The sequence below is a fragment of the Pseudoalteromonas sp. XMcav2-N genome (assembly GCF_024124545.1).
GTDB lineage: Bacteria > Pseudomonadota > Gammaproteobacteria > Enterobacterales > Alteromonadaceae > Pseudoalteromonas.
Genome location: NZ_JAMXSF010000006.1, coordinates 143,208 through 158,925 on the forward strand (window position 1 = coordinate 143,208; position 15,718 = coordinate 158,925).

The following is a 15,718-nucleotide window of genomic DNA, read 5'->3' on the forward strand; positions in this document are numbered from 1 at the left end:
TAAATGAATGCTCAGCCCAACATGATATCATCGTCGACCCCAAAATCCTCTTCTTCTAATAGCCATGAAATAGATCTGTTATCTCTTTTTGGTATATTGCTTGATCGAAAGCTATTGATTGTAATTGTAACGGTCATCTTTGCAGGCATAGGTATTGCGCATGCCATTTTTAGCACGCCAATTTATCAAGCTTCAGCGGTAATCCAAGTTGAAGAAAAAGGCGGAACAGTTCCAGGTTTTGATGAGCTAGGAATATTTCAAGGTGCTTCTGCTGCGGTAACAGAAATAGAATTACTCAAATCGAGAACGGTCATTGGCGAAGTGGTCGACTTGTTGCAGCTAGATACCACTGTTTCACCAAAGTTATTTCCTGTTATAGGTAACCGTGCTTTTCGTAAATTTAACCCTAGTTATGAAGGCGAACTTGCCGAGCCTTCATTCGGTGCCACATCTTATGCCTGGGGTGGAGAAAAAATAGATATATTTGCTTTTGAGGTCCCTTCGTTCGCCATCGGTCAGGGCTTTTTGCTTCGAGTAGGTGAGAACAATACGATATCTTTAATCGGTGGTGATGAAGAAGTTCTGCTTTCGGGGAAAGTCGGTGACGAGCTTGCTAGTGATGGATTTAAGTTAACCGTTCGCAGTCTTGTTGCTAGACCTGGCACGGAATTTGGCATCTCAAAGCAAAGTCGCCTGTTGACTATAATTGGTCTGCAATCTTCGATTGTCGCTAGTGAGAGAGGAAAAGACTCTGGGATTATTAATCTCAACCTACAACATAGCGACCCCAAGTATGCGAAGGATGTTCTGAATAAAATAGCTGAGCTATACGTACAAAAGAATGTCGAAAGAAACAGTGCTGAAGCGCAGAAATCTCTTGATTTTCTTGAAGTGCAATTGCCAAGCATCAAGAAAAGTTTAGAATCTGCCGAAGAAAGGTTTAATGAGTACCAGGTCAGGCAGCAATCTGTAGATATAAGTCTGGAAACTCAGGCTGTATTGGAGCAAATTGTAGCGCTTGAAACTAAGCTTCAGGAACTTGATCTTAAGAAGCTAGAGATGTCTCGCAAGTTCACTAAAGAGCACCCTTCTTATCGTGGTGTTATCGAACAAATTACAGCGCTTAGTAAAGAAAAAGATAGCTTTAGTAGTCAAGTTGCGTTGTTACCTGAAACTCAACAAGAGCTACTTAGACTAAAACGTGACGTGGAAGTTAATAGCGAGATTTACACCCTGTTACTGGCTAAGGCACAAGAATTAGATATTGTCAGGGCTGGCACTGTAGGTAATACGCGTATAGTGGATGAGGCTGAGGTAAATACTTACAGCCCTGTTAAACCGAAAAAGTCTCTGATCGTTGTTATGTATACCCTACTAGGCTTTGCTTTAGCTGTGGCTATTGTTGTGCTTCAAAAGATGGTACGCCGTGGCATTGAAGACCCGGCAGAGATTGAAGCTCTGGGATTGCCTGTATACGCCAGTGTTCCTTTTTCAGAGTATCAGCTCAAGCTCACCGGGTTTGCGCGAGCGAGAAAAGATAAAACTTTAAAATCGAAATCTATCTTGGCCGTCGATAATCCGGCAGACTTATCGATTGAAGCATTGCGAAGTCTAAGGACGAGTCTTCATTTTGCTATGCTCGAAGCAAAGAACAATATCATCGCAATATCTGGACCTAGTCCAGGTGTTGGTAAGTCTTTCATCTCTGTTAACTTAGCGACGGTTCTGGCACAAAGCGGTAAAAAGGTTCTGATAATTGATGCAGATATGCGTAAGGGTTATTTGCATACTCAATTTGGAATTAGTTGGAATTGTGGGTTAAGTGATTTACTTTCTGGAGAGAAAAAACTGGACGAAGTGATCAGAAAGAGTCAGGTAGAGCATTTGGACATTATTACCCGTGGCCAGGTGCCCCCCAATCCTTCTGAGCTGTTGATGCACCCGAACTTCTCGGCATTAATAGATGAAGTAACCTCACGGTATGACCTCATCTTGGTTGATACGCCACCTATTCTAGCGGTAACAGACCCCGCCATTGTCAGTGCACATGCGGGAACCACCATATTGGTAACTAGGTTTGGTCAAAACCAAGTTAAAGAGCTGGCTCTTACCAGAAGCCGGTTTGAGCAAAATGGAGTTGAAGTTCGAGGTGTTGTGTTTAATGGCGTAGTCAAGAAAGCAAGTAATGCTTATGGGTATTATGGTTATTATAATTATGAATACAAATCGGATAAGTGATTTTTGACCATATAAAATTATTCTTCTTCTGCTTACTTATGGATTGCTTAAATCGCATGCTATTTGTGAATTTAAGCGATCTCAGTACGTTCTTTTGTTGGGTTACTTCTAATGAAGAAAAATACTAGCTATTGCTTTTCTTGGGCGAGTAGTTGCTTTAAGTATGAGGAGCTATTGGAAAAGGCTTCGTGTGAGATGGTGAAATATGATGTTAGTCATCACTCTAGCTGGTTCTCAAAGCAGCGCTCTTACAGAAAAGAGCTGATCCATTTATTCAAGTGCTTATTAGTTCCCGCTATTCAAGTGGTTCTACATAAACCGGTAATACTCTTTGGTACTAATTTATGCCGTATCTTCTTTTTTGCTGGTCTAGCCAATAGAAGACTGGTTTTTGTTTATAATGAGCTGCCTCGGTTAGATAATAGTATTGTGGGAAAGCTTGATAGGTTTATATTTAAACGCTTTTCAAAGAGAATACTAGTTTCAAGCATCGAGCGCTCAAAGCTTCTAGAAGGGTACTATGACGTATCTGGGCTATTGGTCCTTCCCAATATACCTTCTTTTTTAGAGGAGAGTGAAATTGAAGTAAAAAGGCCTGAGCTTGTTTATGCTGGGTTGATTAGTGCGAACCGATTTCCTGAAGAGTATATAAGTAAAATAAATAAATCAGGCTTGAACTTTAATTTATTAGGACATGTCGCACACGATTTCGATTTGTCAGTTTTTGAAAATCACCATTACTATGGTGTTCTTGAACAAAGAAAGTCTCAAGATACTCAAAAGAATTTCCAATATGCCTTATTGAGCTACACCACAAGTGAAGTGAATAATAACTACTGTGCACCTATTAAGCTCTATGAGTATATAGCTGCGGGTTGTGTTTGTGTATGCGTGAATGAAAACGAAGGCCTTAAAAGGTTCCTTGAAAGTTACCCTGCACTATTTGTAATGATTGATAAAGTTGATATTTTTAACTTTAATGCCGAAGAGTATGAAAGCCAGCGTCGAGTGTTTTTCGAGGAAGAGCATTTGTATTTAGAGAATACAATAACCAATGTTACATCGTTATTTGGTTTTGAAAATGCTTGTTAAACGATAAGAGGCTACGTGGGATAGTGGGTAAGGTCAGGAGTGAATCATTAGTAGCTGTAATAGGTATATTCTTCTTTATATTGAATTACTTTATACAGCACAGTGAGCTTGCAAATATTCTCTTTCATTTTGAGAATGTTTTGTATTTGTCTCTGCTTGTTTTTTTCAGAATTAATAATATTAGTGTTTTCTATACGCTCTCTCTGTTTTACTTTCTAATATTTCACCAATACTCAGCTTATCCATATAGTGATACTATGGTGAGCTTTCTGTCCGGGCCCTATAAGTTGGTTGTTTCCTTGTTGTTATTAACTGCTGTTCGAAGTGTAAATCTTTATATAGTACCTTTCGTCTTTATGTTAATACTACCGACTCTGACACAAATTACGATAGGTGATTTTTTTAGAAGTAAGTACTTCTTTAATGATCTGTTTTTCTATATTGCCGCATTTGCTCTATTATTTTCCAATAGGCTAATCGAGCCTCCAAAACTGGATTATTTTTATATACTCTATCGTTTTTCAACGATGTTGCCTATTTGTTATATTCTCGTGTATTTTGGCGGGCTTGGTTATGAGTTGTATGGCTCATATTACTTTTTTTACGGGCATTTGGTTAATTTTGTTATAATTTTTGGCGCTTTTTACAAGCTGACAATCGACAAGAAATATTTTAGCCTTTCATCGGTTGCAATATTGATCAACTTAGCTGTTTTTCTAAAAACTATGCAGTCTGCACACTTGGTGCTAATTATCCTGACTCTCTGTATTAGCCTTCTTGCCTATCGAAAAATTGTCTACTTAGCATATACACTCGCAATTATTGTCGCCGTTGTATTTATCTATCATGCTGCACCTTCTGGCTCTTGGGTTAAATTAAAAGTTGGTCAAGTCGTAAAGGCGTCTGAGATTGTTTCCGGCAGCAATACATTTAGTGATGTTAATTCCTTGGGGGTGAGGTTTGCTTCTCTCCATGCGATAAGTAATGAAAACACTGTGTTCACTACGCTGTTTGGAAGGGGGATAGGTTCAATCTATACGGACACCGAGCATGTGTTCAGTTACTTGGATCTCCATGAATTTACCTTTCCAAAGGACGAAGTAGACAGCGGAGAGTTTCATCTTGTTCATGAAACTTTAGTGCGAATTTTTATGCAAGTTGGTATAATAGGATTGATTGTGACCATGCTGATAGTCTTTTCAGCATTGCGGAAGATTGAGACCTCTGTTTGTACATATTTATCAGTTATATTTTTTGTGTTTCTCTGGATGAGTAGTGTGCAGTTTTGTGGTTTTATCACGATTTGGGTCTTTTTAATGCTTAAGGCAGAAAACCATACAGTGACCCCTAGTGTGGCCAATAATGGCTACAACAAAGTGTATGGAAAGAATAATGAAACTTTACTCAGGGTTTAGAGTTTTTTTATTATTTTTATTGTTAACTGGCTGTACTGAAGAGGTTCGACAGCCTGTTAAAGTTTCAAGTTTCTATCATGTAAAGGCAGGGAAGTGCAAATCAGATAACCACCTTAACTACTTTTCCGAGGTTCTTGCGCAGACTTTTATTAAAGCGTGCGAACAGGATGGGATGTGTTTTGAAAACGAAGATTTCAGAGATATAAGTCATTTTGAGTATATTGAGTCTTATATATTTCTACACAGAAACTGCCCTGAGCTGTTTCCTAGCATAAAGTTAGAGGCCGTTGTAGCAGCAGCTCTGAGCAATAATCAACAGGAGAATGGTGCATTTAAGCAATATAAAACAGAGGCTTACGTTCGAAGTGCTTTGTTTGTTACTGCGTTGTTGCAATCATTTGAAGCGTTTTCAGAAAAGCAACTGATAAGAGAAAAAGTTGAACTCTCATTAAATTGGCTGGCTGAACATCCTCCACAATGGGGGGGGAATCATGCTATCGCTGGGGTTCTTGCTTTTGAGAGTTATAAAGACACTTTTGACTCTAATCGTTACAAAGAGAGTCAGGCAAAGCTAATAAAATTTATAAAATCAGACTTTGTGTGGCTGACTGACAAGAGAGGGTTCTTTCCGGAAGCACCAGCAGACTGGGAAAACCGATTAAGGACACCATACTTGCAGACTCAACTCTCTTTGTTAGGTCGTTATATAAAACTGTCTGGTGATAGCTCATTGAATGGCGAATATGTTGCATCTCTACATACGCTAAAAAAATATTTGAGTGAAGACTTTCTAACCATTGATGTTAGGGAGTCTTATGATTTTGTGAATAAATATGAGAAATATGGTGTTGATTGTGTCAATGTTGTTGCACCGTTTGTCATTAAAGAAGTTTTGGAAAATACTGGGCAAATAGAAGGCAATACCCGCTTTAGCCCTGACCTGGAGAGAAAGTTATTTAATCAAATGGTCATGGGTTTTGCTGATGATGGTTATTTAACACTTTTTACAGACTTGTACTATAGGTTTTTGATTTTGTATGAATAAAGAAAAATTAGATATATCATTAATTATTACGACTTATAATGAAGAAAAATCAATCGCTAAGTTTTGTAAAAGTATTATTGAGCAAACATTTTGGCCCGCTCAAATTGTCTTAGTTGATTCTATATCTAAAGATGACACCGTACGCATTTTTAGAGAGTCTTTATCTTGTACTGACATCGAACTGAAAGTTATAGAAGAAAAGTGTAATATTTCGCAGGGACGTAACCTAGCAATAGGAAATGCTGACTTTGAAAAAGTAGCGGTTACTGATGCTGGAGTTGCACTAGTAGATAATTGGCTCCATGAAATTTACACTGGGCTAGAGGAAAGTGATATTGTATCTGGCTACTATGAATACACAGGTGAAAATTTAATTCAAAAGTCTTATAAGAGACTTTTTTATAAACCTTCTGAGCGTATTGATGGGGCAACTTTTAATCCCTCATCTAGATCTCTGGGCTTACACAAGTATGCCTGGGAAGCTGTCGGTGGATATGATGAAAGCTTTGCTATTGGTGAAGATACTGATTTTGATATAAAAATGCGTAAAGCAGGTTTTTCGTTTCTCTTCAAGCCTAGTGCACTAGTTGCTTGGGACGTTAGAGATACATTTAAAGCGCTGTTTTTACAACACTTTAGGTATTCTAAGTGGGATGCAAGAATTGGCCAAAACCAAACTGGGCATGTCATATTTATTACTTGGTTTTTAGTTATCATGATGTCCTTAATATTAGCACCATTTACTATAATACCTCTAGCAGGACTATTTCTGATTAGTACTGCTATTTCCGTGAAGAAGTGTGGTAAGTTTCATATAGAGGATATAGCAATTCTAAATTTATGTTATATGGCCAAAGGGATAGGTTATGTTTTTGGCAAGATATTTAAGTAAATTAGATAAAGAGAGTTTTCTTTCGTTAGCTTTTCAAGGGTTAAATTTATTACTCCCTTTGCTGATTGCGAGAACTTTGCTAAATGATTCATCAGAAACACTTATTGACTATGAGAAAATAATTTCTCTTGTCGCTTTTTTCTCTATAGTGGGAGACTTTGGTGCGTCACAATTTTTCTCTTCTAAAACATATACTAGTAGGTTTCTGAATAAGGTATATAGTACACTATTCTGTTTTAGACTGGTGAATTTCTGTGTTTCTATAATTTTTATCGCACTGTTAAACTTTGCTTTTGATCAGTCTTTTACTTTAACTGTTATCGCCTCTACCCTTTTGCTGCTTTCTACTTCTGAAAGCGCTATTGCGTTTTTGAATAAAGGCAAAGCTTATTATTTTGTCTTGCTATCTTCGGTAAAGTTTGTCGTCTTTTTAGGATTGTATTTTTCTGGTTTTGAATTGTTTGTCGCACTGGTTATCGCATATGTAGTGAGCTTCACTGCATTTTTGTTTTTCTCAGTTCAGTTCAAGCTTCAAAAGCCATCATTAAGAGTTATGACTTTATTCTACAAACGGTATGTAAACTATTTCTTGTCGGATTTATTTACCAGCTTGTTCACGCAGCTTGATAGTTATTTGATTTCGGCTACTCTTAGTGCCGAGCAGTCAGTTATATACATAGTCTGTAGAAAAGTAATTCGAGCAGCATTGTCTGCAATAAATGTGATTTATAAAATAATTTTTGTTAGGGCAGATCGTGGAGGAGTGTCTTTAAATAACGCTGTGTTCTTTGTTGTTTTATATGCGCTGGGTTGTTTCTCACTCGTCAACCTGTTTTCGGAACAAATATTCAGCATTATCACAGGTAAAGATATTGAATTTATTCCTCAAGTAGAGGTTATGCGTATATCGATGGTGATATTAAGTAGCCTTTTAATCTTTGGTGTACTTAAATCTATTATCTCGAATGTTTATATCTTTACCAATGGTTTATTTAGTCTTCATTTGAAAGCTACTATTTTTAGCTCTCTGTTTTTTACAGTGCCGCTAGTCTTTAGTGAGCTATTTGGTGAAGTCTTGGATGTCGTAGTGATTTCATCGCTGCGATTGATGACAGATATTGTGTATTTACTAGTCATATACAGTTATTATAGGCTGGCATCTAACGCGACATTTAGTAGAAAAAGCAGTTGAACTTGTTTTTTCTTAGTAATTTTAAATACTTGAATAGTGGTTATGGAAATGAAAAAAGCTTTTGTCACCGGTGTTACTGGTCAGGACGGGTCATATTTAGCAGAGCTTCTACTTGAAAAAGGGTACGAAGTCCACGCAATATTGCGTCGCTCTTCGGTGTTTACGACACCGAGGATTGATCATCTGATGGATCATGAAAACTTCTACACATATCATGGAGATCTTACAGATTCGAGTAATTTACATAGCCTATTATCTAAGATCCAACCTGATGAAGTATACAATTTGGCAGCTCAATCACATGTAGCTGTATCATTCGAAGTGCCAGAGTATACTGCAGAGGTTGACGGTGTGGGCACAATTCGTTTGTTGGATGCTATCAAAGACTTGGGTATTAACCCTAAGTTTTATCAAGCTTCAACTTCGGAGCTGTTTGGGGGATTACCTGATACTGCGCCGCAGAGCGAATCAACACCTTTCTACCCTAAATCTCCATATGGTGCTGCTAAGATTTATAGTTATTGGGTAACTGTAAACTATCGTGAATCATATGGCTTATTTGCTTGTAATGGCATCTTGTTTAACCATGAGTCACCTCGTCGAGGCGAGACGTTTGTAACTAAAAAGATTACTAAAGCTGTTGCACGTATTTCCCAGGGCCGTCAGAAGCTTCTTAAATTAGGTAATCTTGATGCTAAGCGCGACTGGGGTTACGCAAAAGATTACGTTGAGATGATGTGGTTAATGCTTCAACAAGACAAGCCAACTGATTATGTAATTGCAACGGGTAAAACTTATACAGTTAGGCAGTTTGTTGAATTTGCATTTGATGAAGTCGGTATCGAGGTGATTTGGGAAGGTACAGGCGAAAATGAGAAAGGCTTTGATAAGAAGACCGGTGAGTTACTAGTCGAAATTGACCCTAAATACTATCGCCCGGCAGAAGTAGAGCTGTTATGGGGCGATGCCAGCAAAGCCGAAAGAGAACTGGGCTGGAAAGCAAAAACTTCACTGCGTGAACTAGTGAGTATCATGGTCCAGTATGACCTTAAACACGATACTTATGGAGCTGATATATCATGATCTTAGTTACTGGCGCAACGGGATTCTTAGGTAAGCGTGTTTGTAAACTGTTGACTGAAAAAGGACTCGAATTCGTTCCTACATCATTGTCTTTGGGAGTTGACCTTCGAGATAGTGAGGCAACATTAAACTTGTTCAAAAAAGTGCGGCCAACTTATGTGTTGAACTGTGCAGCCTTTGTGGGCGGGATACAGTTTGGTGGTAAATATCCAGTTGATCTGTTCCAGAACAACCTGAAGATGACACTGAGTTTGTTAGAGGCAGCGAATCAAGTCGGTGTAAAGCGAATTGTTAATCCAATCTCTAATTGTGCGTACCCAGGGCAGGCTACTCTGTTTAAAGAAGAAGAATTCTGGGATGGACCGCTACATGAATCAGTGATGGTATACGGTTTTGTTCGTAAAGCTTTTTGGATTGGCTCGTGGGCATATACACAACAATACGGTATGGATGTGATGAATATTATCCTATCTAACATGTATGGCCCTGAAGATCATTTCGAGGAAGAGCGCTCACATGCTTTGGGCGCTTTGATAATGAAGTTCACTAAGGCTAAGAAAGAGGGAGCCGAGGCTGTGAACGTATGGGGAAGTGGAAAACCTGTCCGCGAGTGGTTGCATGTCGATGATGGGGCACAAGCTATGGTACGTTCAATGGATGTAGCTGCAAGCGTCGACCCCATCAATATCGGTGTTGCTGAGGGCGTGTCAATTCTCGAAATGGCGGAAAAAATCAAAGAACTAGTTGGTTACGAGGGTAAAATACAATTAGATCCCACGAAGCCTGATGGCGCGCCTTTCAAAACCGTTGATGGTACTAAAGGAGAGCAGCTATTCAATTGGAAACCAGAAATACCGTTTGAGCAAGGTGTTAAGGCCACTATTGAGTGGTATAACAAAGAAATAGGAAGCTAAGTAATGTCTATCAAAGAAATAAAAGAGAATGATTTGGTTTTGGCACGTCACATCCCTGAAGAGCAGGCTTGGGCGGGTAATCTAAACTTTTTCTCCGAAGATGAAGAATATATTCAGGTAGGCACCTGGGGCTATGATAATGGCAAAAAGCTATTAGCTCATACTCACAACGAAGTTAAGCGTGAAGTACTTTGGACTCAAGAAGTTCTTTATGTTCGTAAAGGTAAAATTCTTGCCCACGTTTACAATACCAAAGAAGAAAAAGTAGCAGAGCTGGAAGTTTCTGAAGGTGACGTCATTATTTTATTAATGGGCGGCCATGGCTATGATATTTTGGAAGATGGTACGCAGGTTCTAGAAGTTAAAAATGGCCCGTATGTGGGTGCTGATGCTGACAGAAGACGCTTGTAATGGACAACATTTTTTTTGATCCAAAGCAGCTCAAAAGCTGCGGGAAGAACGTAATCATTGGGAAAACGGTTCGGATCAGGTACCCAGAATTGGTTGAGATTGGAGATAACGTCATTATTGACGACTTCACTTATATTTCAACTGCAATGAATATCATGGACAATGTGCATATAGCCTCTGGCTGCAAGATCATTGGTGGCAAAGAGGCGACTGTCACGATGGAATCGTTCTCGACGTTAGCCCCGAACGTGGTGCTCGCGGCTGGTAGTGATGATTATATCGCTGGTATCGCAACTCCTATGGTGCCACTTGAATTTAAAGGTGAAGTTGTACTTGGTGATATTTTTATCGGTCGTCACTGTATTGTAGGTGCGAATTCCACGGTTTTGCCAAATGTTACATTTGAAGTAGGTGCGAGTGTTGGCGCACAATCTTTGGTAAAAGACAACCTCAGTGAGTGGTCGCTATATGGTGGGGTTCCCGCTAGAAAGCTCAAAGATCGTGATGGAAAAAAAATTGAAGAGCTGGAAAAAGAATTTTTAAGGAGTTTGGATGTCTGATTCATTTATTATGCAAATGCGCCCCTGGTTTGGCGAAGAAGAAAAGAAAGCTGTCTGCGACTACATGGATGAAGATGGCTTTATTACAGAGTTCAAGCGAACTGAACAATTTGAGCAAATGATAGCCGACTATACGCAAGCAAAACACTGTATTGTTGTTAATAATGGTACTGTGAGTTTGACTTTAGCTGCACTAGCCGTCGGAGTTGAAGCAGGTGATGAGGTGATTGTTCCTAACTTCACCATGATTGCTTCTGCCAACTCAGTCAAAATGTTTGGTGCACAGCCTGTATTTGTCGATGTTGAGCCTGAGAGTCTAGTGCTTGATATCGAAAAAGTTAAAGCTGCTATTACGGATAAAACAAAAGCAATCTTGCTAGTATCTGTCAATGGTCGTTACCCAACATCGGGTATTGAAGCATTCAGACAACTTGCAGATGAGAAAGGCCTCAAATTGATTGAAGATGCAGCTCAATCACTTGGCTCTAGATATCCAGATGGAAGACATATGGGTACAGTTGGAGATGTAGGTAGTTTTTCATTCTCAGCACCAAAGATCATTTCAACAGGTCAAGGTGGTTGTGTTATCACAAATGATGATGCAATTGCGACAAAGTTAAGAAAGCTGAAGGATTTTGGTCGTTCAGGTGGTGGAAACGACATCCATGACGAAATCGGTTTTAACTTCAAGTTTACTGAACTACAAGCGTGTATCGGCATTGAGCAAATGAAGAAGTTACCTTGGCGTGTTGAGCGCAAGAAAGACATTCTTCGCCGCTATCAGGATAATCTAAAAGGGTGTGAGCAGGTTACGTTCTTTGAGCAAGATCTGGAGAATACGACCCCTTGGTTTATCGATGTAACAGTTCAAAATCGCACTGAGTTACAGGCATTCCTTAAAGAAAAGGGAATCGGGACTCGTGTGATGTATCCACCAATTAATAAGCAGGCTGCTTATAACTATCCCGGTGAGCATCAAGTCTCGAACTTCATTGGGGAACAGGGTCTATGGCTGCCTTCTCAGACTCAGTTAGAAGATGCACAGATAGATTACATCTGTGATGCAATCAAAGAGTTTTATAATAAGTGAGGGATAAATTATGGCTAGCAATAATCTGGCCGTAGTAGTTCTTACTTGTGATCATTACAGTGACCTGTGGCCTCCATTTTTTGAAGGTTACAGCCGTCACTGGAAAGGATCTCCATGGCCAATTTATTTGGCCAGTAACCAAAAAGATTATGACTATCCGGGGTTACAAGTAATCAAGTCTGGTGAAGACAAAGACTGGTCTTCCAGTATTCGAAGTTCGCTATCCCAGCTTGAAGAAGAATATGTTCTACTACTTATCGACGATATTATTTTTACAAAAGATGTCGATTTTGAAAAACTATCATCGTTATATCAAGAGTTTATAGATAGTGGTATGAATTATCTTCGATTGAAAAATTCACCATTACCTGATATCGATTTTAATCAGGATATAGGCGAAATTTCTAAAGATAGTTTATATCGTACAGCGATTTTTCCATCAATTTGGAAGAAAGACGTACTTTTTGATATTCTGAAAGATGGCGAAAGTGCTTGGGAGTTTGAGCTCAAAGGTTCTGTTCGTTCAGATAATTACGGTGGATTTTACTCTGTTTATGAAGATGTATTTGAGGGGATCCACGGCGTTATCAAAGGTAAATGGACTCGACAGGCTGTGAAAGAGCTAAAACAAGTTGGTATCAACTTCGATAGTGAAAAGCGCGGAGTTATGAGCTTCAAAGATGATCTGAAGCTACGTTTCGTATTCTTGAGAAGCCGAGTGTTTCGTTTGGTACCAGCAAAATATCAGAGAAAGCTCAGAGAGTTAATATATAAAAAAATATTAGGTCGCTCTGAACTTATATAAATTGAGCTCTTTTATATAGGATGGGCGTTCAATGATCATTGAGCTTTAAGCTCAATGGTCAGCTAGAATTTCAATGAGCTTTAGCTCTAGTTAGAGTGGCATTATTAATGTTAAATGAAATTGACTTCAAAGCAGTTATTAAAAATGCTCCACTTATCTCGATTGATTTGATTTTGAAAGATGATAAGAACCGAGTCTTATTTGGTAAAAGAACCAATGAACCCGCAAAAGGGAGCTGGTTTGTCCCGGGAGGAAGAATTTGGAAAAATGAGAGTATAGATAGTGCGATTAAACGTATATCTTCAAGTGAGGTTGGAATTGCGTTAAGTATAGAGGATTTCAATTTTCAAGGGGTTTACGAGCACTTTTATAATAGTAATTTTTTTTCAGATGATTTTGAAACGCACTATGTTGTACTGGCATATCAGTTGAATACCCCTTTTAAAGGCGCATCTTCACTACCCAAAAGCCAACACTCTCACTATGAGTTCTTTTCTAAGCATGATGCACTTGAAAGCGATAATATACACAAAAATTGTTTGCCTTACTTTTAGTTTTTAAGATTTATACCCTCTGATTAAAGGAGGGAACGGTTTTAGTTAGCTTAACACTTGATATTTATGAGGATTAATGTGTCAAATAGTAAAGTGTCGATTATTATGCCTTGCTTTAATAGCTCTGCATATATTTCGGAATCAATAGAATCGGTACTGGCACAAAGCCATACGGATTGGGAATTAATCATTGTCGATGATAAATCTAAAGATGAAAGTGTTGAAATTATTGAAAGATTCATGGGTGACGTCAGAATCAAATTGATTAAAAACGAAGTAAATAGAGGCGGAGCTGGTAGTAGGAATAAGGCGATTGAGGTGGCTACAGGTCGTTATATTGCATTTTTGGATTCAGATGACCTTTGGGAACCGACTAAGTTGGAAAAGCAAATCGCTTATATGACAAGGGAGGGTATCGGTTTCTCGTATACTAATTATACGCAATTTCGTGATGGTGATGATGCGGATTTTAAGATCACGGCACCTCAGTTTGTAGATTATAAGATGCTTATAAAGAGCAATTTTATTGGTTGCTTGACTGTTGTTTATGATGTTTCCGAGCATGGCAAGTTTTATTTCCCTGAAACCAAGAAACGACATGATTTTGCGTTATGGTTGAATATGCTCAGAAAGTTTCATGAAGCGAGGAATGTTGGACTTGATCTAGCGAGGTATCGCGTACACAACGCATCGCTTTCTTCTAATAAAAAAGATGCTTTTCAGTCATATTTTCACGTATTGCACCGTCTTCAGAATATTAGTTATGTATCCGCATTATTTAAAACTTTCTTCTTTGCGGTCTTGACCGTTATTAAGAAAAAGGCTCCAAACTTATACCCAATGTTCTTGAAGCTCTATATCCCAAGAGCGAGGTTGTATGAGCGAAGGTAGCAATACTAATCAACGAGTCTTGTTAACTGGAGCCAATGGCTACATTGGCAGCTATATTCGACAAGACCCACGAAGTCGTAATTTTAAATTTTTGTCTCGGTATAAAGGAGCCGCAGACCAGTGGCGGTTTTTAGATAAATTGTCACCATCTGTTGATTACTCCGAACACGTAAAAGATATTGATGTCATTATACATTTGGCGTCCTCAGCTCATAGCTACCAGCATTCGCTGGAAGCGCTAAGAGCGGTGAATGTTGATGCCTGCATAAAGTTAGCTAAGGATGCTGAAAAAGCTGGAGTGAAGAGGTTTATTTATCTCAGCAGTTCTAATGTCTATGGGCATGCTGAGTTAATTGAGGATGAAACAAGGGTAGCGCCTCAAACCCCGGAATCTGAACTTCGGGTCGAGTGTGAAGAGTTACTCAAGCAGCTAGCTTCCGAAACGCAGATGGAAGTTGTGATAGTCCGTAGCCCTTTGGTATATTCCTTTGATGCGCCTGGGAACATTGGCGTACTATTAAGCTTTATTAGGAAGTTCAAAGTTACCCCGTTTGGCTTTGCCAAAAATCCGAGGAGCTTTATTTCGGTGCTAAATTTGGTAGATTTCATATTTGTTTGCTGCAACCACGAGAAGGCAGGCAATCGGGCTTTTGTGATCAGTGATAGAGAGCCCCTGAGCTTTAATTTACTTGCGAAACATTTGTCTAAGTATGGCAGGATGAATATGATGCAATTGCCAATTCCACTACCTTTGCTAAAGCTGTTGGGAGCAATTACAGGAAAAAGAAATTTAATTAGGCAGATCACGTCTAATTCAGTCATAAATACGACTGCTGCAAAAAGAGAGCTAGATTGGGCTCCTCCATATTCAGCAGAAGATGCTTTAAAAGAATTATATAAGGTAGAAAAATGATCCGGCTTTTAGATGCTATATTCGCCTTCCTAGGTTTGGTTGTTGGTGCTCCAATCTTGATATTGATATACATTATTGGTTTGTTTGACACCGGCTCTCCTCTTTTCCGCCAAGAACGGGTTGGTAGAAATCAGAAACCATTTACGCTCGTTAAATTTCGTACTATGACAGTCGGTACAGCGTCCGTGGCGAGTCATTTGGCGAGCTCGAGTAGCATTACCAAATTTGGCAGTTTCTTAAGAAAGTCAAAGCTTGATGAATTGCCACAGCTATGGAATGTACTTAAAGGCGAGATGAGTTTAGTCGGTCCACGTCCAGGATTGTTCAATCAGACGGAACTTACTGAACACAGATCTGAGCTTGGGATCTATGCGCATAGACCTGGCATTACAGGTTTATCTCAGGTTAATGAAATTGATATGTCAACGCCAGAGTTACTGGCAAAGACAGATAAAAAAATGCTAGATAGTCTGACAGTTGGTAAGTACTTTAAGTATATTTTTCTGACCATTTCCGGCAAGGGAAGCGGAGATCGAGTAAAGGGATCCTGAGTGATAGACTGCTTAATTAATGCAATAGATGTTCGTTTATTGTAAATATTTAGTCTACTATAGGAATATTGT

Annotated in this window: 16 protein-coding genes; all 16 read left to right on the forward strand. The window is 39.0% G+C overall.

Annotation, left to right across the window (positions count from 1 at the left end):
- Nucleotides 1-3: 3 nt before the first annotated feature.
- Nucleotides 4-2,238, forward strand: coding sequence for a polysaccharide biosynthesis tyrosine autokinase (locus NH568_RS10065; RefSeq protein WP_253046695.1), 2,235 nt, complete (start codon nucleotides 4-6; stop codon nucleotides 2,236-2,238).
- 111 nt (nucleotides 2,239-2,349) lie between these two features.
- On the forward strand, nucleotides 2,350-3,330 hold the full coding sequence (locus NH568_RS10070; protein ID WP_253046697.1) for a hypothetical protein: 981 nt from the start codon (nucleotides 2,350-2,352) through the stop codon (nucleotides 3,328-3,330).
- Between the two features lie 299 nt (nucleotides 3,331-3,629).
- Complete coding sequence (locus tag NH568_RS10075) at nucleotides 3,630-4,745, forward strand: hypothetical protein (RefSeq protein WP_253046699.1); 1,116 nt, start codon at nucleotides 3,630-3,632, stop codon at nucleotides 4,743-4,745.
- Nucleotides 4,723-5,790, forward strand: a complete 1,068-nt coding sequence (locus NH568_RS10080) for a hypothetical protein (RefSeq protein WP_253046701.1) — start codon at nucleotides 4,723-4,725, stop codon at nucleotides 5,788-5,790. The genes NH568_RS10075 and NH568_RS10080 overlap by 23 nt, the downstream gene beginning before the upstream one ends.
- Nucleotides 5,783-6,682 (forward strand): glycosyltransferase, encoded by a 900-nt coding sequence (locus tag NH568_RS10085; protein WP_253046703.1) that lies wholly within the window; start codon nucleotides 5,783-5,785, stop codon nucleotides 6,680-6,682. The genes NH568_RS10080 and NH568_RS10085 overlap by 8 nt, the downstream gene beginning before the upstream one ends.
- On the forward strand, nucleotides 6,657-7,874 hold the full coding sequence (locus NH568_RS10090; RefSeq protein ID WP_253046705.1) for a hypothetical protein: 1,218 nt from the start codon (nucleotides 6,657-6,659) through the stop codon (nucleotides 7,872-7,874). Before NH568_RS10085 ends, NH568_RS10090 begins: the two co-directional genes overlap by 26 nt.
- 48 nt (nucleotides 7,875-7,922) lie before the next feature.
- On the forward strand, nucleotides 7,923-8,957 hold the full coding sequence (gene gmd, locus NH568_RS10095; RefSeq protein WP_253046977.1) for a GDP-mannose 4,6-dehydratase: 1,035 nt from the start codon (nucleotides 7,923-7,925) through the stop codon (nucleotides 8,955-8,957).
- Nucleotides 8,954-9,871, forward strand: a complete 918-nt coding sequence (locus tag NH568_RS10100; protein ID WP_253046707.1) for an NAD-dependent epimerase/dehydratase family protein — start codon at nucleotides 8,954-8,956, stop codon at nucleotides 9,869-9,871. The genes gmd and NH568_RS10100 overlap by 4 nt, the downstream gene beginning before the upstream one ends.
- A gap of 3 nt (nucleotides 9,872-9,874) precedes the next feature.
- Nucleotides 9,875-10,282: a hypothetical protein gene (locus NH568_RS10105; RefSeq protein ID WP_253046709.1), complete on the forward strand. Its 408-nt coding sequence runs from the start codon at nucleotides 9,875-9,877 to the stop codon at nucleotides 10,280-10,282.
- Nucleotides 10,282-10,842, forward strand: a complete 561-nt coding sequence (locus NH568_RS10110) for an acyltransferase (RefSeq protein WP_253046711.1) — start codon at nucleotides 10,282-10,284, stop codon at nucleotides 10,840-10,842. The genes NH568_RS10105 and NH568_RS10110 overlap by 1 nt, the downstream gene beginning before the upstream one ends.
- Nucleotides 10,835-11,932: a DegT/DnrJ/EryC1/StrS family aminotransferase gene (locus NH568_RS10115; protein WP_253046713.1), complete on the forward strand. Its 1,098-nt coding sequence runs from the start codon at nucleotides 10,835-10,837 to the stop codon at nucleotides 11,930-11,932. The genes NH568_RS10110 and NH568_RS10115 overlap by 8 nt, the downstream gene beginning before the upstream one ends.
- A 10-nt stretch (nucleotides 11,933-11,942) precedes the next feature.
- The gene (locus tag NH568_RS10120) at nucleotides 11,943-12,737 is read left to right on the forward strand and encodes a hypothetical protein (RefSeq protein ID WP_253046715.1); all 795 of its coding nucleotides are present in this window, start codon (nucleotides 11,943-11,945) and stop codon (nucleotides 12,735-12,737) included.
- A 107-nt stretch (nucleotides 12,738-12,844) separates the two neighbouring features.
- On the forward strand, nucleotides 12,845-13,291 hold the full coding sequence (locus NH568_RS10125) for a GDP-mannose mannosyl hydrolase (protein WP_253046716.1): 447 nt from the start codon (nucleotides 12,845-12,847) through the stop codon (nucleotides 13,289-13,291).
- Nucleotides 13,292-13,369: 78 nt separating this feature from the next.
- Complete coding sequence (locus NH568_RS10130; RefSeq protein WP_253046718.1) at nucleotides 13,370-14,182, forward strand: glycosyltransferase family 2 protein; 813 nt, start codon at nucleotides 13,370-13,372, stop codon at nucleotides 14,180-14,182.
- On the forward strand, nucleotides 14,169-15,095 hold the full coding sequence (locus NH568_RS10135) for an NAD-dependent epimerase/dehydratase family protein (protein WP_253046720.1): 927 nt from the start codon (nucleotides 14,169-14,171) through the stop codon (nucleotides 15,093-15,095). The genes NH568_RS10130 and NH568_RS10135 overlap by 14 nt, the downstream gene beginning before the upstream one ends.
- Nucleotides 15,092-15,646, forward strand: coding sequence for a sugar transferase (locus tag NH568_RS10140; protein ID WP_253046722.1), 555 nt, complete (start codon nucleotides 15,092-15,094; stop codon nucleotides 15,644-15,646). The genes NH568_RS10135 and NH568_RS10140 overlap by 4 nt, the downstream gene beginning before the upstream one ends.
- The last annotated feature ends 72 nt before the right edge of the window (nucleotides 15,647-15,718 follow it).